This window comes from Maribacter sp. HTCC2170, from assembly GCF_000153165.2.
In the GTDB taxonomy this organism is placed as follows: Bacteria; Bacteroidota; Bacteroidia; order Flavobacteriales; family Flavobacteriaceae; genus Maribacter_A.
Genome location: NC_014472.1, coordinates 3,831,905 through 3,853,008, shown reverse-complemented (window position 1 = coordinate 3,853,008; position 21,104 = coordinate 3,831,905). Strand labels below are relative to the sequence as shown.

Here is a 21,104-nt window from a genome sequence, read left to right as displayed (position 1 = left end):
AAAAATAAACAGATTTCCTAAAGAATGTCTTTTTGGATTATATGTTTAACCAATAGGTGAATTTGAGGTTAATGGAGCGATACCTCGGTGAAAATTGGTTTACAAAATAATTGTCATTATAAACAATGAAAAGATCAGATAATGGAGCAAACCGCCATTGCAAACGAGAATTAAGACCCAGATTATCGCGTTGATTACTGTATTGTATAAGAGTGGACCAAAAAAGTGATTTACTAAATGTGAGCTCAACTTTAGGGCTAATTAACCACAGGTCAGCACTAGGATAGGGGTCTGGCAAAGAAATGTTAGTATAGTTCCCGGCCAATGATATCTGCGCTTTTGGCAATAATCGTAAGAATACCCGGGCATCAAGAGAAAAAATATTGCCATTGAAAAAACGACCAACCTTTGATTTCCCCATTAAAGATAATTTATTTGCCATGTTTGACATGTATTCGAGATTCACGCTATTAAAATGGTAACCCTTATTGTTTGGCAGTGGTAGCCCACCTTCCGTATTGGTAGGGTCGAACTCATCTGAGTCAGTTAGAAATGTATAACTGTTAGTGAAACCCATACTCAATTCAGATTGATCTTGAAACCCAACACTTCCGGTAAACATAATATCGTGGTCGGTTTTTTTATAATCCAACCCGGGTCTCCAAGTTACAATCGGGAACATCTCAAAACTATATGAATTGATACTTTCACTCTTGGGCCAGAATACCTTTTCTACAGATGTTGCCGATTTTAAAATATCTGTTCTTCGTATGAATCCTAGGTTTGAAGTAAAATCTTCATTTATGTACGCCAAATCACTGAATACATTGAAAAATCTTGATTGTCTAGAAAGAAAGGCACCAGTTGAATAGTTACCCTCGTTATCATCTGGTTGAAATGATTTATGGCCGTAAAATTTACCAATCCATCTATTGTTCTTAGATGCAAGATTATAATCAATACCAACTACACGATTATATTCATCCTCTCTATCCACAAAGTCATAATCTTTGAACGATTGCCTGTTAATAAAGAACATGCTAATATTAGAGCGTGAAAAGACCTTTTTTTGTAGGGCTAACATGGTATTGTTATTTGATGCGATTTCATTGTCAAGATCTTCATCTGTCTGTATGCTCAATACACCCAATCGCCAATCTTCATTCAATTTTCCACTTAATCTTACACCACCAATAATTCTATTTTCAATAGAGTTTCCGGCAGTATCTTTTGCTATGCCAATGCGCCTCGAGAAGAACGGATTGGCATCTCTACTACCTCCGAAACTACTGAAGAGGTCACTATTGTCGATAAAAAACTGTCGTTTTTCAGGAAGTGAAACTTCAAACCGGGTGAGGTTGGTGATAATAGCATCTACTTCTACATTCGAGAAATCTGGATTTAAGGTAACGTCCAAATTCATACCATTACCAATGGCGATTTTTGCATCGCCCCCAATCTTAATATTAGCATCACTTTTATCTGATTCAAAATCTTTCTCTGCAATGGTATTTATATATGGGATAATCGCAAGAGGAGTTTTAGATTTACTTAATGGTTTTTCAAAATGCATATCACCCATAAATGCCAAGCTTACTAAAAACTGTCCTTGGGGAACACGGTGCCAAGTACTACGTTCATTGGTTTGCATGTCAAACCGGTAGCTTTGAAATCGCCATTTGGTCTCACCGTCCTTAAATTTAAAAGAGGTTAAAGGAATTGCCATTTCAGAAGTGTAGTAATCACCATGAATAACAGATTCACCTTTCCACTTTACATCCCAAGAAGAATTAAAACCTCTTAGGTCGGATCCGCCTCCTGAAATTTGTACTTCACGCCGAACACCATACGGATTGATTCCGAATAAAAATGCATTGGTACCATCATTAAAGGTGTCGAAGACCAAGCTCATACTATCACCGTTACTTGCTCTAAAATCTCTTTTTAAAGAAGGTGTAATCCAATTGTCACCAATTGATTTAACTGTAAGGCCAATATAAAGATGTGTTTCGCTGACGACCATTTTTATCTCAGTCGGTTGTTCGGCAAGTACAGAATCTGTGGGGAAATATTGCTGAAAATCATGAGGTCCGTCAGCGGTTGCCCAAAATGATTCATCCAACCTTCCATCTATTACCGGAATTTCAGAAACATGCTTAACTATAAAAGACTTGTTGTTGGTTTGACTTAAAACAGGGGATGTGAAAATGAGAAGTAAAAATGCGCAAAAAGCTCTAGTCATTGGTTTTTTATTAGTCGGAGGCCAAATTTAAGTCTTTAAAGCGTTAAATAAATCCTAAATGTTCTTTGCCAAATCAAAAAAAGAAAGGGAATTGAGATTTATAGAAATATTCATTTATATGTGGTTAGTCTATTATTCATTTTAATACATTTACTTTAAATATACCACTATGAAAAAATGCATCTTTTTATTACTTTTTTGTATTCAGTTTAGTTTCGGAAATGTACCCTATTGGTCAAAAACGGGGCATAGGGTAATTGGTAAGATCGCCCAAGAAGAATTAAATGGCAAAACAAAGCGAGCCTTGGATAAGTTACTTGATGGTCAAAGTATCGCTTCTATCTCAAATTTCGCGGATGAGATAAAGGCAGACAGAAGGTATAGAGAATTTAGTGCTTGGCATTATGTGAATATACCTCCAGGTAAAAAGTACACAGATATTGAACCAAGTAAATATGGTGATTTAGTAGTGGGCATTCAAAAGTGCAGAGCAATGGTTGAGAATGAGCATAACAGTAAAGAGGATAGGGTCTTCTATCTTAAACTACTCATACATTTAATAGGAGATCTACACCAACCCATGCATGTTGGTAGGTATGAAGATAAAGGGGGTAATGATATTCAGGTACAGTGGTTCGGAAATGGAAGTAATTTGCACCGTGTGTGGGATGCAAACATGATAAACGATTACGGAATGAGTTATTCTGAGTTGGCCAGTTCACTACCTGAACTTGATAAAAAAGAAAAAAAGGCCATTCAAAATGGCACTATTTTGGATTGGGTACATGAATCACAAGAAATTGCGGATAAACTCTACGATTCTGTTGAGGTAGGTGAGAAATTAGCTTATAGATATAGTTATACTTGGTGGGGTACGGTTGAAATTCAACTGCAAAAAGGAGGATTACGTCTGGCAAAAGTGCTTAATGACCTTTTTTGATAAGCCGTTAATTACCATATAATTAGCTTAAATATTCCCTTTTGCCCTAAAAACAGGAATATTAACGAAAACTAATACCTTGGCACAAGATCTGAAGTTATCTTAATAGTAGTTATGCATGAGGACATTAGTGCAGTCTCCCGAACACTAAAGGCAGTGTCTAGCTCGAAAAAAATAAGGGTATAAAAAAATCGGTTGTGGGCCGATTTTTTTATTTAATAATTCTAAAGGTCAGATTAATACGTTTATTGATGGGCTTTCTGGTTTTTGGAATCTGATGTTGCCAATTATGCTGAGTGGTGGCTTTCATCAATAGAAGACTCCCGTGTTCCAATATCATTTTATGTTTTAGTGTTTTGTCTTTTTTATTTCGTAAATGAAAAGGACGTTCTTGCCCTAAACTTATAGAAGCTATAACAGGGTTTAGCCCAAGTTCCTTTTCATCGTCAGCGTGCCAACCGTTACTGTCTTTTCCATCTCGATAAAGATTTAATAAACAGGAATTAAATTCTATTTTAGTGATTATTTCGATTTTTTTCTTTATTTCCAATAATTCTGTTGTGAAGGGCACTGTTTTCATAACAATATTAGAATACAAGTACGATTTTAAACCATCTCAATGAAGCGAGGTCAATCTAGGTTGTGGGTAAACCTTGCCAAAAACCTTGATATCATCTTGCTGCCATGGTAACCTATGGGTAAAAACCTTTAGATAAGTGTCATCCAAATTTTTGGGAATAAAATCAGGATAATAGGTGATATCACTTTCAGGTAAATTAAGAGCAATGCCCATAGAGTCCATTATTTCAATACTGTTTTTAATTGCTTTCTATAATGAGACGGATTTTGACCTGTAAACGCTTTAAATGATTTATTGAAATGGGAGAAGTTGTTGAACCCACATTCAAAACAAACATCAGATATGCTCATTTTCTGTTCCGTTAAAAGTTTTGAGGCATGTACCAGCCGTCGTTCATTAACGAATTGAACAAAAGTCTTGTTGGTTACTTTTTTAAAGTACCTGCAAAAAGAAGGAACTGTCATACTTACCATATCCGCTATCTCAGCCAATGGAATGTCTTCCTGAAAATTATTTTTAACATAGTTGAATATAATATTGATGCGGTCATTATCCTTCACTTCGGTTTCGAGTAAAAAGCCTTCTGCATTTAATACCTTAAATTCACTTGACAATGCCAGTTCGTTTAAAATGTGAAGGATAGATAGAATACGTTCAAAATCACTCTGATGGTCTAAGGCCTCCATTTGCTCACCTAAAACTTGTTTGGTCTTACCGGAGAATGCAATTCCACCTTTAGCAACTTCTAAAAGGTTTTGGATTTTCTTCATTTCTGGAATATCGAAGAATGTCTCCCCTAAAAAATCGGATTTCATTTGAACCAGAATCTCACTTTTATTCCCTGTGAATTTATTTGTGAATCCACAGTGGGGGAGATTACCGCCAATTAGAATTAAATCGCCATCAGTGTAATATGAAATATGACTTCCTATTCTTCTTTTACCAGCTCCACCGTTAATATATACCAATTCAATCTCTGGATGATAATGCCAAATATTGTCCGAGTTTTCATTAGAGGCATCAAATTTTTGGTACAAGTATGAATGGCCAAAATTAGGTTCAATAGATTCAAATGTTGGCTTATATGATTTCATTGAGATACATGTTTGTTGCAAATTTATGATAGATGTTAGATCAATTTCTTTGGTAAATTATCTTAAATGTGTTCAAAATTAACTCTTAATATTAATTTAGACTATCATTTTGTTAAAATAGGACATATATTGGAAAAATCTGATGTAAAGCTGATTGAATTCTTGTGGTAGGTTTGTCCTGTAAATCAATCATTGATAATAATTAGCAAAAAAATAAATATGAGAGCAACAATAAGCAAGATGCCGACTGAAGCACGAAAGAATTCATTCTTTTCAAACTTTAAAGACAGTAAAAGAGTTCGTTGGGCATCCCAAAGAAATTATCGTTAATCACAGAGTAAACAACAAAATAAATTCGTCAATTATTAAATTAATCATTAACCTAAAAAACAAAGTACTATGAAAACATTCGTGAAATTATTTTTAAGCATCGTTATTCTGCTAACCACTGTTGTGGGTATGGCACATGAACCTAGATTGAGTATCGTTGGAAAGAATGATGCTAAGAGTTTAATTTTTAAACTTGATTCACCATCAAATAAAACAAGGGTCCAGTTTCTAGATCAAAACGATAATGTTATATATTCTGAAAACATTTCAGATATATCTTACCGTAAAAAGTTCAATCTTAAGTACCTAAATGATGGAATTTACTTTTTTGAAACAGAGGATGAAATTAAGACCATAGTTTACAAAATCAGCTTAGTAGGTGGTATCGTAAAAATCGTTGATAGAAAAGAAGAAGCAAAACCAGTCTTCCGTATAATGGAAAAAAAGGTGTTTGTTAACCTTTTGAATATCGACAACGACATGGTTGAGGTCAAGGTCAAAGACAGCATGAACAGGGTAATCTTCGAAGAAGATGTAAAGAACCAGATTTCAGTAGAAAAAGCATTCAATTTTGAGAATGCCTTGCAAGATAATTATACCATCGTGATAAAAGATGGGAAAATAGTTTACTATAAAAACTTTGTAGTTAAGTAAGTTGAGTTAATTTGAAAAAAGGGAGCTGTACAGCTCCCTTTTTTATTTTAAATATTTTTCCAGTCTTTTCTTTTTGTATTCAGGTAGCGCCAGATTATTGATTGCAAGTTTTATAGTATCATAATCTTTTTGTTTGGCATAGAGCAGTTCATAGAATTGCTTTACCGTAAGTGCATTATCAGATTTTTTAACCACTACTAATTCATCCCCTTTTCTTACCTCACCTTCTTCTAAAATTCTTATATAGGTGCCAGGAAAGCCATGATCAATAAATTGTTTGAGGATATTTTGGTTTTCGAAGCGAACTCCTAGTTTATAGCATGGTTCCCTTGGTAGTGAAACCTGAATCAATGCGCTTCCGATTTTATAAATATCACCAATACGCATTTCAGACTCATCAAGTCCCTCAACGGTTAGGTTCTCACCGAACATGCCCCAATCCCAAATCAGTTCAGGGTATAATTCTTTCCAGTATGGATATTGGTTTGCAGAGAATAGGTAACATGCTTTGTGTTCACCCCCATGATGTTTTCTATTTACAACAATATCTTTTAATACATCTGTCTTTCCAAGGAACAAAGGTTCATTTGTTGGGTATTTGTAAATTCCCGTTCGTTCTTCTTTTCCGTTCCAAACGATGGTAGTCGATTTTCCTATGTTTGTAGAAATTACCTTCATTTCATAAAAATATAAAACCACTGTCATTGGGCAGTGGTTTTATACATAATTTTTAATGAAAAGTTGACTTATTCCTCTTTGTCAATTTTTTTGGTCAAGAAGAAACCGACCAATAAACCTGTTCCTGCCATAAGAAATATTGAGCCCGGCATAGCGATTTCCCAATCTACATGTAAATTTGTTCCTAAAATACCCCCAATCATAATTCCTGCTCCAATACCCATTAATAATAAAGCTAGGTTTAAGACCAATACCTTCCAAACCGGTGCGGTTTTTTCACGTTTTCCTTTGACGAATATACTGGCTTCGGCTCCTTTTTCTATTAGTGCTAAACGTTCTTTGTTTCTGGTTGAAAAATGTAAATATGAAATACCAAAAATAACGATGAATAAGCTAATGAAAACAAATACTGTTCCTACCATGATGTGATTCTTTTTTTTAATTGATTAATAAACTCGTTCAAATGGTATGACGACAATAAATTTGTTTAGGTTACACGTTTTACCTTTTTTTTATATTTTATGTAACCAAGTACTTTAATTGTGCGTCATATGTAGCAGATGAACCTTGAACAAGACCAACCTTATATTGAGAGGGCATTAAAAGGAGACATGAATGCCTTTGCTAAGCTAGTGGACCGTTATAAGTTTATGGTCTTTACTTTGGCAATGCGTATGGTCAAAAATAGAGAAGAGGCTGAGGAAATTTCGCAGGATACGTTTTTAAAGGTTTACAATGCTCTGGGAACTTTTAAAGGGGATTCGAAGTTTTCTACATGGGTATACAAGATCGCCTATTACCGGAGTTTGGACTACATTAAAAAAATAGGAAGAACTCCAAATTTGAGCCCGATTGAGGGTTTTGTCGAAAACAGTGTTGTTGATGGGCGGGATGTTATTGATCAATTGGAACAGAATGAAAAAAGAGGAGCTATAAAAGAAGCGTTACAGTTATTGCCAGGCGATGACGGAATATTAATTACTTTGCATTATTTTGAAGAACTTTCACTGAATGAAATCTCTGTGATTATGGGAATCAAAGTAAATAATGTGAAAGTAAAATTGTTTAGGGCCAGAAAACGACTGCACCATATTTTATTGAGTAAACTTGAACCTGAAATAATCAGTAGTTATGCAAGAAGATAGTCAAACAAAATACGACGAGTTTATACTTAAAAGGATAAAAGAGGAAGGATTGGAAAAGCCATCATTGCATTTTACAAATGCAGTTATTTCTAAAATTGAAGCACAAAAGGTTTTCAACGTGGAGTTTGATAATAAGCCTTTAATACCTAAATACTTTTGGTACACAGGTGCGGCAATCGTTGTCTTACTTTTTTCTTACTTGATTTACGGCAAAGTGGATATGGGGATCAATTGGATTCCTGAAGAGCGGATTGAGCAATTGGAGCACTTACGCCTTTTGGAAAGATTACCAAGTATAGATGTATCCAATAGTTATGTTTATGCCTTTATCGGGTTGGCTTTTTTTGTAGGTGTTCAGGTTTATATGCTCAAGACCCACTTTGATAAGCGATATTTTATTAATTGATCAGCAATTTAAACTACTTGAACAAGAATACGAGCCAATAGGTTAAGTAATATTGTCTATTTTAGAGCAATGGCTCTTTTTACATTTCTAATATTTACTGGTTTTGTAGCAATTTATTCCACTTGGAAGTTAAGGAGGGATAAACTCAATTCACAGGATGGGTATTTTCTCGGAGGCAGATCGTTGACGGGTATTGTTATTGCAGGATCTTTGTTACTAACCAATATATCTACAGAGCATCTAGTAGGCATGAATGGTTCGGCGTACAGAAATGGTGCAATCATTATCGCGTGGGAAGTAACATCTGCTTTGGCTTTGGTTATTGCTGCCCTTTATTTTGCTCCAAAGTATCTTAAAATGGGACTCACCACCATTCCGGAATTTTTGGAACAACGATTTGATGGACTGACTCGTACATTAGTCGCTTTGTTACTGATAATATCTTTTGTAGCGACTTTGCTTCCCATTGTTCTTTATACAGGGGCCTTGAATATTGAAGCTATTTTTGAAATTTCTGGACTTCTGAGTGTAACTCAAAAAGAGGGCATTTGGATTACGATTTTAGTAGTGGGCAGTATTGGGGCTGTATATGCCATTTTTGGGGGACTTAAAATGGTGGCTTATACTGATACCATAAACGGATTTGGTTTATTGGTGGCAGGTTTGTTAGTGCCGATTTTGGCCTTATTAAGTATTGGGGACAATAACCTATTGGATGGTATTGTCAAGGTATTTGAGCATAGCCCAGAAAAATTCAATGTTGTGAGCAAGGAGTCTGGCATAGGAGAAGGAGCTAGGACTGCAATTTTACCTTTTGAAGTGTTGTTTACTGGTTTAATGGTGAATCAAATCTATTTTTGGACGATGCACCAATCTATAATCCAAAGGGTCTTAGGTGCGGTAAATTTAAAAGAGGCCCAAAAAGGCCTTTTGTTTACAGGACTCCTTAAGATTTTAGTGCCCTTGGTAATTGTTCTGCCCGGTCTTATCGGATTCTATTATTTTGGTGAGAGTTTGTACGATAATCCAGATAGTGTATATCCATTACTAGTGAAGAAAGTACTTCCACTTTGGTTGACCGGATTTTTTGTTGCAGTTATGATGGGAGCTATACTCAGTACCTTCAATAGTGCTTTGAACAGTGCAGCCACCGTTTTTAGTTTAGGTATTTACAAAAGGTATATCAATAAAACATCCACCGAAAGGAAATTGGTGAAAATTGGTAAATGGACATCAGCCTTGTTGGCGATTTTTGCGATAGGCATTGCCCCATATGTTGCCAATGCGCCGGAAGGCCTTTATCAATTATTACAGCAGCTGAACGGTATATTCTTTATTCCAATTGCAAGCGTTATTATAGCAGGATTCTTATTTCCAAAAGTATCGGCCTTTGGGGCCAAGACAGGACTAGTGTTTGGGCTTATTTTTTACGTCATAACCTACTACGTACTACAATTGAATCTTCATTTTGTACATATATGGGGCATTGAGTTTGTTTTAAATATCGCTGTAATGCATTTGGCATCTGCCTTATTTCCAAAAAGCGAAAAGTACATTATGAAAGATGCTGGTATATTGGATTTAAAGCCTTGGAAATATGCAAAGCCCTTTAGTGTAGGATTAATAACCGTTACCGTTATTTTGTATCTTTGGTTAGGAAACGTTTAGCTGTGCTGATCGTTTGTTATTGTTAGAATTATGGAAGAAAAAACGTTTAGAAATTATGAAGCACCAGATGTTTCGGTCGCCGTAAAAGAGCATTACAGAAAAATGCGCAAAAACCAAACGTTGGATTACGTGCAAAAAATGCATAAAAAGTACTTAAGGTTTGACAAACCAATGGATTTATGGGAAGCTATGCGACATCTTAATAAATTGATTGATGTAAGTGATCCGGATTTGGATATGCCCAATATACAACATTTGATTCAGAGTGCTGAGGGGATACGGGAAGATGACCGACCGGATTGGATGCAGTTAACAGGCTTGATACATGATCTGGGTAAGGTTATGTTTTTATGGGGCAGTGATGAGGATGGCACTAGTCAAGCAGAACAATGGGGCATGGTTGGCGATGTTTTTGTTGTAGGTTGTAAACTACCTGATAGTTGTGTGTATCCTGAATTCAATAATCTGAATGTTGATATGGATAATGATAAATACAATACTGATTTGGGTATTTATGATAAAGGTTGTGGATTAGACAATGTTGATTTGGCTTGGGGTCATGATGAATATCTATATCAGGTTCTAAATAATCATAAAAGCAATAAACTCCCTGAAGAAGCAATGGTCATGATTCGATACCATTCTTTTTATCCTTGGCATACGGGAGGTAGCTATGGTGAATTACTGAGTGAAAAAGATGGGCAATATCTTGAATGGATACGTGACTTCAATAAGTATGACCTCTATACAAAAAGTCAAAAAATATATGATCTTGAGGATGTAATCGATTACTACAGACCTATTGCTGACAAGTATTTAGGAAGTGGTCCTATCTATTGGTAGCCTTGATTTAGCCTAAAAAGACCTTTTTGCCGCTTTCAGCTGACTTATAGATTGCTTCAAGTATTCGTAAATCTTTTTGTCCCTCTCCTCCTGAAATATGGTCAGGAAGTTGTCTGTTTTCGAGAATTACCTTTGCTATCCCATCCATTTGAGTTGCTTGCTGGTTGATTACGGGAAAATTAAATTCACCTTGGCTTGATCGACCTCGAAATGGGCCATAACTAACAGCTGGGCTCAATTCAAAAAAACCATTATCGGCAGAGGCATAAAACCGGTCTACACCACAATTGTTCGTACTTGTTGAATTGCAGATAGCTCCACTTGAAAAATTTAATTGCCATGTTATCGATTCCTCTACCTCTTTGTACAGATCCGGTCTGGTTATGGGACCAAACTGAGCGGTAACCGATATTGGTTCTTCCCCAAGTACATATCTAGAGGCTTGAACACAATACACACCAAGGTTCATCAAAGGTCCACCTCCAGACATAGACTTTTTTAGGTGCCAATCATTTGGGTCTCCACCAATTCTGTATCCTAGCGAAACCTCTATTAGGCGAACCTGTCCAAAAACCTTTTCTTGCCCCAATCTTTTAATTTCAATATGATGGGGTTCGTAATGTAAGCGATAACCAACGGCTAACTGTACTTCTGCTTTTTTACAGACATCTATCATTTCTTGGCAATCTTTCGCGGTAATGGCCATGGGCTTTTCTACAATCACATGCTTACCAGCTCTTGCCGCACGAATGGTAAACTCCTTATGCATTGAATTGGGTAAGACAACATAAACCAGATCAATGCTCATATTGTACTTAATTGCATCAAAATTCTCATAGTTATAAACATTGGTATCAGGGATTCCATAACGTCTTTTCCAGTCAACAGCTTTTGATGGTGTTCCAGTAACGATTCCGGCAAGATTGCAATATTCAGAATCCGCAAAACTCCGAGCCAGAATATTGGCATATCTTCCAAGGCCACATAAAGCGATGTTCAGTTTTTTTCCTGTGTAATTTTTCTTGATCGTTTTAAATGGCAGTTCAAATGAAACAAGGGATGGTAAAATGGCAGTGGAACCCAAACCAAGGCTTAGGCTTTTGACAAAAGTGCGTCTTGTATTGTTCTTCATGGTTAATTTGTTTACATCAACATATTGATATCTATCCAAATTAATAGAAGTTAGAATGGAAAGTTATTTTTTAAGAATGATTTAACGAATATAAAGTCAATTAAATAGGAAAGCGCTCTGATAAGCATTATCAGAGCGCTTTTAATTTGAAAAGGCAGTACATACTAATACTACATATACCAAAGTTCAATAACAATTGATTTATCTTCAATTAATTTGAAAACAGACTTTTTATAACTAGGAATGCCTTTATGGTTATTTGAGTTGCCAACCCCTTCTTTTGGCATGCCGATCCAATTGGTTTTTAATTCATCGTTGTCATCTTCATCATGAAATACCATTATAGCATACTCTCCTTTTGGGAGATCTATTTCAATTGAGGCCCCACCATTTTCAATGAGAATTTTTCCACTTTTAATCGCCTTATCCACATCATTTGGAAATCCTTCTTTGCCAGAAAAAATGGTATAAAGAATTTTTCCTTCATTCGAATTAATACCATTTATTTGGGCACTTAAATGCTGTTCTTGTGCATTGACAAAGCATACAAAGAATATAAAAAGAGCAAAGAAAATATTATTCAAACCTAAAGATATTGGCAGGTTATAAGGCTAATTATTTAACCATATCGTAGCTGCGTTTTATGAAATTGGTTAAATCTTCACCTTTTAACAACCCTTTGGAAAGTTTTGCTAAATCAAGTGATTGACTGATTAATCGCTTGCGTTTCTTTTCGGTTTTGGTATTCAAGATTTCTCCGACCAATTCATGATTGGTATTAACAATAAGATTGTACATTTCTGGCATGCCGCCCATACCGAACATACCACCGCCACCGCCAGTCTGCTGCATTTCTTTCATTCTACGCATAAATTCCGGTTCGGTAATAATGAAAGGTGAGGCATTACTATCCATTGCTTCCATCTGTATGGTATAGCTGCTTTTTTCGCCAAATACAGTCTCTAAATTCGCCTTGAGGCGGTCTTTTTCTTCATCTGAGAGTTTTGAAATCTGTGTATCTTCTTTTTTGATAAGATTATCCAAGTGATCAGCATCAACTCTTGCAAATGATATGTTTTCTTTTGAAGTTTCCAACTTTTGCATCAAATGTCCAATAATGGGAGAATCCATCAATAAGACTTCATACCCTTTATCTTTAGCTGCTTCAATATAACTATGTTGGGCTTCTTTGTCTGAAGCATACAACACTACCAATTTGTCGTCTTTATCAGTTTGCTTCTCTTTTAAGTTTTCCTGTAATTCTTCAAAAGTGAAGAATTTGCCATCTATGGTTGGGTATAATGCAAATTTGTCAGCTTTTTCAAAGAATTTATCTTCTGATAGCATGCCATATTCAATAACTATTTTTATATCGTTCCACTTGGCTTCGAATTCTTCCCTATTGTTTTTGAAAATGGAATTCAATTTATCGGCCACCTTTCTGGTGATGTAAGACGATATTTTTTTAACAGCTCCATCTGCTTGCAAGTACGAACGTGATACGTTCAAAGGAATATCTGGTGAGTCGATCACCCCACGTAACATGGTTAGGAATTCAGGAACAATACCTTCAACATTATCAGTTACAAAAACCTGATTTTGAAAAAGCTGTATTTTGTCTTTTTGCATGTTGAGGTCGTTGCTCAATTTTGGAAAGTAAAGAATACCTGTAAGGTTAAAAGGATAATCAACGTTCAAATGAATATTGAATAAAGGTTCCTCAAACTGCATAGGGTAAAGTTCTCTGTAGAAGCTCTTATAATCCTCATCTTCTAAGTCAGATGGCTGTTTTGTCCACGCCGGGTTCGGATTGTTTATAATATTGTCAATTTCCTGTGTGGGCGCTGGATCCTCCTCTTTTGCATCTTCTGGTTTTGGAAGGGTCTCGGTCTTCATGCCAAATTTTATAGGAATTGGCATAAACTTGTTATACTTGTTTAAAAGCTCTGTTATCCTTCCCTCTTCCAAGAATTCTTGCTCATCTTCCGAGATGTGTAAAATTATCTCAGTACCACGATCTTCTTTTTTTGCTTTCTTTAAAGTAAACTTTGGGGAACCATCGCAAGACCAATGGGCCGCTGGCTCATCTTTAAAACTTTTCGTAATTATTTCTACTTTATCTGCCACCATGAAGGATGAATAAAAACCAAGACCGAAGTGTCCTATGATTCCAGCATCTTTTTCTGCATCCTTATATTTGTCAATAAATTCTTCAGCTCCAGAAAAGGCTACTTCATTGATGTACTTTTTTACTTCATCCTCGGTCATACCAAGACCTTGGTCAATAATATGAAGCTTTTTGCCCTCCTTGTCGATTTTGACCTCAATCATTGGGTTGCCATATTCAACCTTGGCCTCACCAATTGAAGTCAAATGCTTTAACTTCAAAGTGGCATCGGTTGCATTTGAAATCAATTCCCGAAGAAAAATCTCGTGATCACTGTAAAGGAATTTTTTGATTAATGGGAATATATTATCTACTGATACATTTATTTTGCCTGTGGCCATTTTATTTCTTTTTAAGAATTACAACTCATGTCATTCAAAAAAAATACCATACTTTAATACCGTGACAAACTGGCACGCTTTGATGTTATTTAATTAAAAAATCCTGTGGGAATGAATATTGGTCTTGATCAGGTAATTTTTTTATATTAGTTAAATGGTTTTTAAAATTGAAAATAAAAGCCCAATTTGTACCTTTCAAAATAAATTAACCCATATATGTATAACTCGAAAATAACCGGACTCGGGTATTTTGTTCCCGAAAATGTAGTGACAAATGATGATCTATCAAAAGTGATGGATACCAATGATGAATGGATTCAAGAACGAACAGGGATTAAGGAGCGCCGACATGTGATCAAAGGTGAAGATACGACCACCACAATGGGTGTCAAAGCCGCCAAAATTGCCATAGAACGTTCTGGAATTGATAAGGATGAAATAGATTTTATCGTTTTTGCGACTTTAAGTCCAGATTATTATTTTCCTGGCCCTGGCGTATTGGTGCAAAGAGATTTAGGTATAAAAACTGTTGGCGCATTGGATGTAAGAAACCAATGTTCTGGATTTGTTTATGGTATCTCAGTGGCAGACCAATACATTAAATCTGGCATGTACAAAAATGTGTTGGTGATTGGCTCAGAGGTTCACTCTACAGGTCTTGATTTTACTACACGGGGAAGAGGTGTTACGGTTATTTTTGGTGATGGAGCAGGAGCTGCGGTTCTTTCAAGGGAAGAAGACACGACTAAAGGAATTCTTTCTACCCATTTACATTCTGAAGGGCAACATGCGGAAGAGCTCTCTTTGATCGCTCCAGGAATGGGTAAAAGATGGATTACAGATATCATTGAAGAAAATGATCCGGACGATGCCTCATACTATCCTTATATGAACGGCCAATTTGTGTTTAAAAATGCAGTAGTGCGATTTAGTGAGGTGATTATGGAAGGTTTAATGACCAACGATTTAAAAAAAGAGGATATAGACCTACTGGTACCGCATCAAGCTAACTTACGAATATCGCAGTTCATCCAAAGAAAATTTGGTCTGACAGATGATAAAGTCTTCAATAATATAATGAAATATGGTAATACAACGGCCGCTTCGATTCCAATTGCTTTGACTGAAGCATGGGAGCAAGGTCGAGTAAAAGATGGTGATTTGGTTGTTCTTGCGGCTTTTGGCAGTGGCTTTACTTGGGGTAGTGTCATGATTAGATGGTAAAACAACTTAAATTTAAAAAAATAAAACCCTGACGAAATTCGTCAGGGTTTCTTAATTGTCAATGTTTGTGTTGAGACCAACCAACCATTATCCCAACAAATTATGACAATTAATTCTTAAAGAATTCCACCGCCACCTTGCTTGGTGTTGTTGTCTCTTCGCTTTCTTTGAGCTGCTCTATTTTTTCCGCTTCCGAAACGGTATGACAATCCTGCATATAGAGACTGACTTTCCCAATTAAACCTTCCCTCTTGTGCAATTGGGTTTACAGATGTAAATGCGAATCGCATGGTATTGAACACATCATTGAAGTTTAAACTAAAAGTTCCTTTACCTTGTGCAAAACTGTATCGGGCACCTGTATTAACAAAGTACATCGGTTTAACATCAAATTGTATGTTCTCATTGGCTCCTCTATAAAATCCAAATATTTGAAGTGATAATTTCTTGTTCACTTTTATACTGTTGTTCATTCGCATATTCCAAGCCAGATTATCAACCTCTACGTTCTCAATAGTGATGTCATCTATTGTTGCGGCGGAGTTGTCACCAGCCAATCGTTCGGTGATTCCCTGCTGTGTTTGCGAATACAAGTCAAAGCTACCGTTTATACTCCACCATTTTGTGGGCTTATAGTTTCCTGAAATTTCTAAGCCATAAGATGAGGTGTCATCAAAATTGTCAAAGGTTAAAATCGTTTTGTTCAGATCTAGTCTATCTATATATACCGCTCTGCTTATGTCATCTTTTATTGCTCTATAGAAAACCCCAGCGGTAATACTACCTTTTTCCAATCTTCTGGTGTAATTGAGTTCAAATGAGTTGGTAAATTGAGGTGATAGACTTTCGTTGCCTAAAGAAGATATCAAGGGAGTAGACCATTCTCTTATAGGGTTTACTTGGGAAAGCCCGGGTCTGTCAACCCTTCTACTAAAACTCAATTGAAATTGATTTTTATCCGAAGGAGAATAAGTGATAAAGGATGAAGGGTATAACTCGGTATAATCATCAGTGTATGATCGTGTGTCATCTGTATCAGCTGTCACTTCAACATCTTCAACGCGCAGCCCAACTTGATAAGACCATTTTTTGTAATTCTGACCGAAAGTTGCATATGCAGAATAAATATCCATTCCATAAACAAAACCTTTGTCTGGTGTTGGGAGCAAATTGCCAATTTCATTGAACGAAAGACCAGTTGAAGCATAATCAACATTTGTTTCAAATACTCTTGCTTCAACACCAAATTCCAATTTTGATATTGAATCCAAAGGGTTGACGTAATCTAAATTGGCAATTATCTGTGTTCTTTCTGTATCTACAAAATCTTGATAGTTTGGAAAAACTACATTGCCCGAATTCTTAAAATCGGCAATTTCGTCCTCTTCGAACTCATTGTAATCCACTTCAAGTTCCAAATTATGACCCTCCTTGTTGAAATCTAACTTATAGTCAAAATTGTATTGTGAACTTATATTCTCGTTGTCACTTGTAAAGTCTTGGGTTCCATTTAATGAGGGGTTATTATAGTACTGTATGTCAGTCAATCCCCTAAATTTCCCATCATGATTGTTCTGATTTGTAAAGACTGAGATTGTATTCTTGTCATTTAAATAGAAATCTACACCTACTTTGTAAAGATGTGATTTGTCATTCGAAAGAAAATCGAACAACTGTTCTGAATTTTCTGTGGTCCTTAATATTGAGCCATCATTTACATATTTTCCCACGTTTACACCGTAATTGCCGTAAAGATTGAATTTTCCATTTCGGTAATTCAAATCTAGTGAGCTGTTGAATTTTGCCTCTTTAGCCACAGTCAACCCTGTATTTATGTTACCGTTAAATCCGATATTGGCATTTTTGTGCAATACAATATTGATCATACCACTCATGCCTTCAGGGTTATATTTTGCTGATGGATTGGTAATCAGTTCTATTGATTTGATTGAGGTGGATGGAATCTGCCTTAATAATTGTGCCACGGGTACATTAGATAGTTTGCCATCGACCATTACCCTTACATTGGTGTTTCCACGTAAAGATAATTCACCAGATTGGGAATCAACGTTTAATGAGGGAATGTTGTTCATTATGTCTGCTGCAGTAGCACCAGCCGTTGTAAGGTCTTTACCCACATTTATTACTTTCCTATCTATTTTCTGCTCTATTGTTGTTCTTTCGGCAACTACCTCAACACCTTCAAGTTGTTCTGATTCTTCAGTAATGGAGATTGTTCCCAAGTCTATTTTTTTCTTTCTTTTAGATATGGATAAACTTTGTGTATGCGTTTTATATCCAATAAACTGTACTTCCAGTATCAAGTCTCCTTCTGGAAGATCTCTAATCTCAAACGAGCCATCTTCTTGGGTGATTCCTCCTGTTAAATTGGCGCCATCGAGTTGAGATTTAATGACTATGGCCGCGTAGGCCACTGGCTCTTTTAAAGAAGCGTCGATGACCTTGCCATAAATGCTTCCATTCTTTAAGTCTGATGGATCTGTAGGATGGTTTGCTGTAATTGCACCATAGATTAATAGTGCAAAAAGTAGTACTACTTTTTTCATGTTGTTCGTTTTTTGATTTTGCCCTGAGGCAGATTGATTGTTGATTGATGTTTTATACTGGACGAGGAAATGGGAAGAATGTTACCAAATAGTTTGATTTTAACATTCTTTAACTCAAACTCCAGATTGGTTCAAGCGGTAAAATGACAATTTGGACTCTAAACGGAATATATAAAACATAAAACCCTGACGTTACCGCCAGGGTTTCTTTCGCTGATAGGCTATACTAAACACTAACCATTAACTATAAACATATAGCGTTATCAACGACCTTTATTTTGCTTCAGTAAAGATGAACCTAATCTATATTATTATAAAGACGTCTTTTTTATGAAAAAGTTACATTTGTTAAATATATTTAACAAATGAAAGACACTCTTGTTTTTGGGGCTTCTTTGAAACCAGACCGCTACAGTAATATCGCAATAAATCGTTTAGTTGACAAAGGAATTGTAACTAAGGCATACGGATTACAAGTAGGAGTAATTCACGGCGTCCAAATTAATACCAATTTAGATGATATCCAAAATATACATACGATTACTTTGTATTTAAATCCAAAAAGACAAGAAGCATATTATAATGACATTATAAACCTACAACCATCAAGGGTAATTTTTAACCCTGGAACTGAAAACCCTGAATTTTACAGGCTTTTGGAGAAAAACAACATAAAGTTCGATGTGGCCTGCACTTTGGTGCTTTTGGCAACCAATCAATATTAAGAGATACAGATTTAGTTTAAACTAAACAATCGCTTAGATTGTCGACTTTATGGGAATCTACATGGTTGGAGATATATCCAATTTAGATATAGGGTAAATCTTACCCTGAAGTAGTCTAATAGTTGTAATATAAATGAGTATGAAATTTTACATGAGTCCTCAAATACGTCTTATACCTATTTTTTTCGAATAATCATTAAACCTACAAATGTAATCAACCCATTTATGGGTAGGAGCTCATAACCAAAAACATAACCCCCAATACTTTCTGGAGGTAATTTCCCCAGTATATAACTTATTGAAACCGATAGGATGGCCACAATCCAGACATAGTTGTCTTTGACCTTAAACTTTGTGAAGATACCAAAGGCAAAAAGACCCAACAAAGGCCCATAAGTATAGGAAGCTACTTTTAATAAACCGTCAATTACATTGGTATCTAAAATATGCTTGAAAGCAACCACCACAAGAATCAATAATAAGCTCATGCCTATATGTGTTGCTTTGCGAATTTTCTTCTTGCTGTTTTCTGGTTTTTTGTCAATCCCTAAAAAGTCAACACAAAATGAAGTAGTCAATGAAGTAAGTGCACTATCTGCACTACTATAAGCGGCGGCGATAAGACCAAGCATAAAAGTAACAGCAACGGTCATCCCCAATCCGCTGTTCAAGGCAATTTCGGGGAATAGTAAATCTGTTTTTGGCTTACCATCCATTAGCGGGATACCAATTTGAAATTTTTCGGCATAGATAAAGAGTAGTGCTCCCAAAAGCATAAAAACAAAAGTTACAAAGACCAAAACCACACTAAAGGAGACCATATTCTTCTGGGCCTCTTTTAAATTCTTACAAGTTAGATTCTTCTGCATCATATCTTGGTCCAGTCCTGTCATACAAATGGTGACGAACATTCCTCCAAGAAAAGATTTGATCAAATGGTTTTTATCCATAAAATCATCAACGAACAAGGTCTTGCTGTACTTACTAAACTCCTCCGACGCCATAAAATCCATAAAACTCCAGTTCAATTCTTCTAATATGAAATAGATCGAAAGCCCTACAGATATAAGCATAAATAGTGTCTGTAGTGTATCTGTCCAAACAATGGTTTTAATTCCTCCTCTGAAGGTATAAATCCAAATTAATAGGATTGAAAGAGTTACAGTAATTTCAAAAGGAACGTTCCAAGCATCAAAAACAAATTGCTGCAACACAATTGCAACTAAAAAGAGACGGAAAGAAGCCCCAAGAACCCTTGAAACAAAGAAAGAAACAGCGCCAACTTTATAGCTCACAAATCCAAATCGGTCATCTAAATATTCGTAAATCGATGTTACATTTTGCTTATAATATATAGGTAGCAAAACATATGCAGTTACTAAATACCCCAGAAAATACCCAAAAACCACCTGCATATAACTGAATTGAGAGGCGTCAACCCAACCAGGTACAGAAATAAACGTGACCCCTGAGAGCGAGGCACCAACCATTCCGAATGCAACCAAATACCAGGGACTCTGTTTGCCAGCTTTAAAGAAATCGATATTGGAATCATTTTTCCCAGTAAAATAGGATATCAGTAAAAGTAAAATAAAATATGCGCCGATAAGGAGCAAAATATGGGTGGCTGTCATGTAAATAAATTTCAGATGCAAAGTACAAAAAGAAAAAATAGTGTGTAATTTTGTCGTTATGGATTTTTCATCAAAGCTATTGGAGAACGCGGTTTATGAGATGTCTCAATTGCCTGGTATAGGTAAGCGCACCGCATTGCGATTGGTGTTGCATTTGCTGAAACAGCCAACCGAGCAGACCATGAAGTTGTCAGTAGCGTTACAAGACCTTAGAAACACCGTTAAGTTCTGTGCCAATTGTCATAATATATCCGATGTTGAGTTATGTGAAATATGTGCCAACCCAAAAAGGGATGAAAGTATTGTATGTGTGGTAGAGGATATTCGAGATGTTATGGCGATCGAAAATACAGGACAATTCAAAGGGCTTTATCATGTTCTTGGTGGAAAAATATCACCTATGGAAGGTGTGGGGCCGCAAGAATTGACTATCTCATCATTAGTGAGCAAAGCCAAAGAGGGTAAAATAAAAGAAATGATTTTTGCCTTAAGTTCGACCATGGAAGGGGATACTACCAATTTTTACATTTATAAACAGCTGCAAGGATTAGATATTGCAACTTCTACCATTGCCCGTGGGATTGCCATTGGGGATGAATTGGAGTATGCAGATGAAGTTACTTTAGGTCGTAGTATTTTAAATAGAATACCGTTTGAGGGTTCTCTTAAAGCAAACTAGAGTTGCAATTAATTTAGTAAATAGGTGGTTATTTTATTAATTTTGCAAATAGTAT

At 35.9% G+C, this 21,104-nt stretch carries 20 protein-coding genes; 9 read left to right on the top strand and 11 right to left on the bottom strand.

Annotated elements, in window-relative coordinates; translation table 11 throughout:
* Nucleotides 1-37: 37 nt before the first annotated feature.
* Nucleotides 38-2,242 (bottom strand): DUF5916 domain-containing protein, encoded by a 2,205-nt coding sequence (locus FB2170_RS16895; protein ID WP_013307830.1) that lies wholly within the window; start codon nt 2,240-2,242, stop codon nt 38-40.
* Between the two features lie 169 nt (nt 2,243-2,411).
* Here FB2170_RS16895 and FB2170_RS16890 point away from each other — a divergent pair, with 169 nt between their 5' ends.
* A complete protein-coding gene (locus tag FB2170_RS16890; protein ID WP_013307829.1) occupies nt 2,412-3,182 on the top strand; it encodes a S1/P1 nuclease in 771 nt (256 codons plus the stop codon).
* A gap of 211 nt (nt 3,183-3,393) precedes the next feature.
* Here the strand turns inward: FB2170_RS16890 and FB2170_RS17670 are convergent, their stop codons facing one another.
* Genes FB2170_RS17670 through FB2170_RS16880 form a run of 3 tightly spaced genes read right to left on the bottom strand, consistent with a single transcriptional unit; the run spans nt 3,394 to nt 4,856 of the window.
* On the bottom strand, nt 3,394-3,762 hold the full coding sequence (locus FB2170_RS17670) for an alpha-ketoglutarate-dependent dioxygenase AlkB family protein (RefSeq protein WP_013307828.1): 369 nt from the start codon (nt 3,760-3,762) through the stop codon (nt 3,394-3,396).
* Nucleotides 3,763-3,798: 36 nt separating this feature from the next.
* Nucleotides 3,799-3,975: a hypothetical protein gene (locus tag FB2170_RS17665; protein ID WP_316927689.1), complete on the bottom strand. Its 177-nt coding sequence runs from the start codon at nt 3,973-3,975 to the stop codon at nt 3,799-3,801.
* Nucleotides 3,976-3,983: 8 nt separating this feature from the next.
* Nucleotides 3,984-4,856 (bottom strand): AraC family transcriptional regulator, encoded by an 873-nt coding sequence (locus FB2170_RS16880; RefSeq protein WP_013307826.1) that lies wholly within the window; start codon nt 4,854-4,856, stop codon nt 3,984-3,986.
* Nucleotides 4,857-5,255: 399 nt separating this feature from the next.
* Between FB2170_RS16880 and FB2170_RS16875 the strand changes: the two genes are divergently transcribed.
* Nucleotides 5,256-5,840: a hypothetical protein gene (locus tag FB2170_RS16875; protein WP_013307825.1), complete on the top strand. Its 585-nt coding sequence runs from the start codon at nt 5,256-5,258 to the stop codon at nt 5,838-5,840.
* Between the two features lie 42 nt (nt 5,841-5,882).
* Here the strand turns inward: FB2170_RS16875 and FB2170_RS16870 are convergent, their stop codons facing one another.
* Entirely contained in the window at nt 5,883-6,545 is a 663-nt protein-coding gene (locus FB2170_RS16870) for an MOSC domain-containing protein (RefSeq protein ID WP_013307824.1), read from the bottom strand.
* A 41-nt stretch (nt 6,546-6,586) separates the two neighbouring features.
* Nucleotides 6,587-6,940 (bottom strand): DUF6249 domain-containing protein, encoded by a 354-nt coding sequence (locus tag FB2170_RS16865; RefSeq protein WP_013307823.1) that lies wholly within the window; start codon nt 6,938-6,940, stop codon nt 6,587-6,589.
* Nucleotides 6,941-7,078: 138 nt separating this feature from the next.
* Here FB2170_RS16865 and FB2170_RS16860 point away from each other — a divergent pair, with 138 nt between their 5' ends.
* The 4 genes from FB2170_RS16860 to FB2170_RS16845 all read left to right on the top strand — a co-directional run bounded on the left by FB2170_RS16860 (nt 7,079) and on the right by FB2170_RS16845 (nt 10,580).
* Nucleotides 7,079-7,663 (top strand): RNA polymerase sigma factor, encoded by a 585-nt coding sequence (locus FB2170_RS16860; RefSeq protein WP_013307822.1) that lies wholly within the window; start codon nt 7,079-7,081, stop codon nt 7,661-7,663.
* Nucleotides 7,650-8,069, top strand: a complete 420-nt coding sequence (locus FB2170_RS16855; RefSeq protein WP_013307821.1) for a hypothetical protein — start codon at nt 7,650-7,652, stop codon at nt 8,067-8,069. The genes FB2170_RS16860 and FB2170_RS16855 overlap by 14 nt, the downstream gene beginning before the upstream one ends.
* Nucleotides 8,070-8,138: 69 nt before the next feature.
* The gene (locus FB2170_RS16850) at nt 8,139-9,737 is read left to right on the top strand and encodes a solute:sodium symporter family transporter (protein WP_013307820.1); all 1,599 of its coding nucleotides are present in this window, start codon (nt 8,139-8,141) and stop codon (nt 9,735-9,737) included.
* A 30-nt stretch (nt 9,738-9,767) separates the two neighbouring features.
* Nucleotides 9,768-10,580: an inositol oxygenase family protein gene (locus FB2170_RS16845; protein ID WP_013307819.1), complete on the top strand. Its 813-nt coding sequence runs from the start codon at nt 9,768-9,770 to the stop codon at nt 10,578-10,580.
* 7 nt (nt 10,581-10,587) lie between these two features.
* Here the strand turns inward: FB2170_RS16845 and FB2170_RS16840 are convergent, their stop codons facing one another.
* The 3 genes from FB2170_RS16840 to htpG all read right to left on the bottom strand — a co-directional run bounded on the left by FB2170_RS16840 (nt 10,588) and on the right by htpG (nt 14,220).
* A complete protein-coding gene (locus tag FB2170_RS16840) occupies nt 10,588-11,712 on the bottom strand; it encodes a Gfo/Idh/MocA family protein (RefSeq protein ID WP_041632927.1) in 1,125 nt (374 codons plus the stop codon).
* 170 nt (nt 11,713-11,882) lie between these two features.
* Nucleotides 11,883-12,296: a DUF2141 domain-containing protein gene (locus FB2170_RS16835; RefSeq protein WP_013307817.1), complete on the bottom strand. Its 414-nt coding sequence runs from the start codon at nt 12,294-12,296 to the stop codon at nt 11,883-11,885.
* Between the two features lie 31 nt (nt 12,297-12,327).
* Nucleotides 12,328-14,220: a molecular chaperone HtpG gene (htpG, locus tag FB2170_RS16830; RefSeq protein WP_013307816.1), complete on the bottom strand. Its 1,893-nt coding sequence runs from the start codon at nt 14,218-14,220 to the stop codon at nt 12,328-12,330.
* A gap of 216 nt (nt 14,221-14,436) precedes the next feature.
* Here htpG and FB2170_RS16825 point away from each other — a divergent pair, with 216 nt between their 5' ends.
* Nucleotides 14,437-15,444, top strand: a complete 1,008-nt coding sequence (locus tag FB2170_RS16825; RefSeq protein ID WP_013307815.1) for a 3-oxoacyl-ACP synthase III family protein — start codon at nt 14,437-14,439, stop codon at nt 15,442-15,444.
* Between the two features lie 116 nt (nt 15,445-15,560).
* Here the strand turns inward: FB2170_RS16825 and FB2170_RS16820 are convergent, their stop codons facing one another.
* The gene (locus FB2170_RS16820) at nt 15,561-18,011 is read right to left on the bottom strand and encodes an outer membrane beta-barrel family protein (protein WP_013307814.1); all 2,451 of its coding nucleotides are present in this window, start codon (nt 18,009-18,011) and stop codon (nt 15,561-15,563) included.
* A gap of 365 nt (nt 18,012-18,376) precedes the next feature.
* Between FB2170_RS16820 and FB2170_RS16815 the strand changes: the two genes are divergently transcribed.
* Nucleotides 18,377-18,736 carry a CoA-binding protein gene (locus FB2170_RS16815; protein ID WP_013307813.1) on the top strand — a complete coding sequence of 120 codons (360 nt, stop codon included), beginning with the start codon at nt 18,377-18,379 and terminating at the stop codon, nt 18,734-18,736.
* 176 nt (nt 18,737-18,912) lie between these two features.
* Here the strand turns inward: FB2170_RS16815 and FB2170_RS16810 are convergent, their stop codons facing one another.
* Nucleotides 18,913-20,370 (bottom strand): sodium:solute symporter, encoded by a 1,458-nt coding sequence (locus FB2170_RS16810; RefSeq protein ID WP_013307812.1) that lies wholly within the window; start codon nt 20,368-20,370, stop codon nt 18,913-18,915.
* Between the two features lie 58 nt (nt 20,371-20,428).
* Between FB2170_RS16810 and recR the strand changes: the two genes are divergently transcribed.
* The gene (gene recR, locus FB2170_RS16805) at nt 20,429-21,049 is read left to right on the top strand and encodes a recombination mediator RecR (protein WP_013307811.1); all 621 of its coding nucleotides are present in this window, start codon (nt 20,429-20,431) and stop codon (nt 21,047-21,049) included.
* Nucleotides 21,050-21,104 lie beyond the last annotated feature (55 nt).

What these genes read in the sequence shown, in the direction of transcription:
- FB2170_RS16895 (WP_013307830.1), bottom strand. Translation starts at nt 2,242, where the DNA reads ATGACTAGAGCTTTTTGCGCATTTTTACTTCTCATTTTCACATCCCCT.
- FB2170_RS16890 (WP_013307829.1), top strand. Translation starts at nt 2,412, where the DNA reads ATGAAAAAATGCATCTTTTTATTACTTTTTTGTATTCAGTTTAGTTTC.
- FB2170_RS17670 (WP_013307828.1), bottom strand. Translation starts at nt 3,762, where the DNA reads ATGAAAACAGTGCCCTTCACAACAGAATTATTGGAAATAAAGAAAAAA.
- FB2170_RS17665 (WP_316927689.1), bottom strand. Translation starts at nt 3,975, where the DNA reads ATGGGCATTGCTCTTAATTTACCTGAAAGTGATATCACCTATTATCCT.
- FB2170_RS16880 (WP_013307826.1), bottom strand. Translation starts at nt 4,856, where the DNA reads ATGAAATCATATAAGCCAACATTTGAATCTATTGAACCTAATTTTGGC.
- FB2170_RS16875 (WP_013307825.1), top strand. Translation starts at nt 5,256, where the DNA reads ATGAAAACATTCGTGAAATTATTTTTAAGCATCGTTATTCTGCTAACC.
- FB2170_RS16870 (WP_013307824.1), bottom strand. Translation starts at nt 6,545, where the DNA reads ATGACAGTGGTTTTATATTTTTATGAAATGAAGGTAATTTCTACAAAC.
- FB2170_RS16865 (WP_013307823.1), bottom strand. Translation starts at nt 6,940, where the DNA reads ATGGTAGGAACAGTATTTGTTTTCATTAGCTTATTCATCGTTATTTTT.
- FB2170_RS16860 (WP_013307822.1), top strand. Translation starts at nt 7,079, where the DNA reads ATGAACCTTGAACAAGACCAACCTTATATTGAGAGGGCATTAAAAGGA.
- FB2170_RS16855 (WP_013307821.1), top strand. Translation starts at nt 7,650, where the DNA reads ATGCAAGAAGATAGTCAAACAAAATACGACGAGTTTATACTTAAAAGG.
- FB2170_RS16850 (WP_013307820.1), top strand. Translation starts at nt 8,139, where the DNA reads ATGGCTCTTTTTACATTTCTAATATTTACTGGTTTTGTAGCAATTTAT.
- FB2170_RS16845 (WP_013307819.1), top strand. Translation starts at nt 9,768, where the DNA reads ATGGAAGAAAAAACGTTTAGAAATTATGAAGCACCAGATGTTTCGGTC.
- FB2170_RS16840 (WP_041632927.1), bottom strand. Translation starts at nt 11,712, where the DNA reads ATGAAGAACAATACAAGACGCACTTTTGTCAAAAGCCTAAGCCTTGGT.
- htpG (WP_013307816.1), bottom strand. Translation starts at nt 14,220, where the DNA reads ATGGCCACAGGCAAAATAAATGTATCAGTAGATAATATATTCCCATTA.
- FB2170_RS16825 (WP_013307815.1), top strand. Translation starts at nt 14,437, where the DNA reads ATGTATAACTCGAAAATAACCGGACTCGGGTATTTTGTTCCCGAAAAT.
- FB2170_RS16820 (WP_013307814.1), bottom strand. Translation starts at nt 18,011, where the DNA reads ATGAAAAAAGTAGTACTACTTTTTGCACTATTAATCTATGGTGCAATT.
- FB2170_RS16815 (WP_013307813.1), top strand. Translation starts at nt 18,377, where the DNA reads ATGAAAGACACTCTTGTTTTTGGGGCTTCTTTGAAACCAGACCGCTAC.
- FB2170_RS16810 (WP_013307812.1), bottom strand. Translation starts at nt 20,370, where the DNA reads ATGACAGCCACCCATATTTTGCTCCTTATCGGCGCATATTTTATTTTA.
- recR (WP_013307811.1), top strand. Translation starts at nt 20,429, where the DNA reads ATGGATTTTTCATCAAAGCTATTGGAGAACGCGGTTTATGAGATGTCT.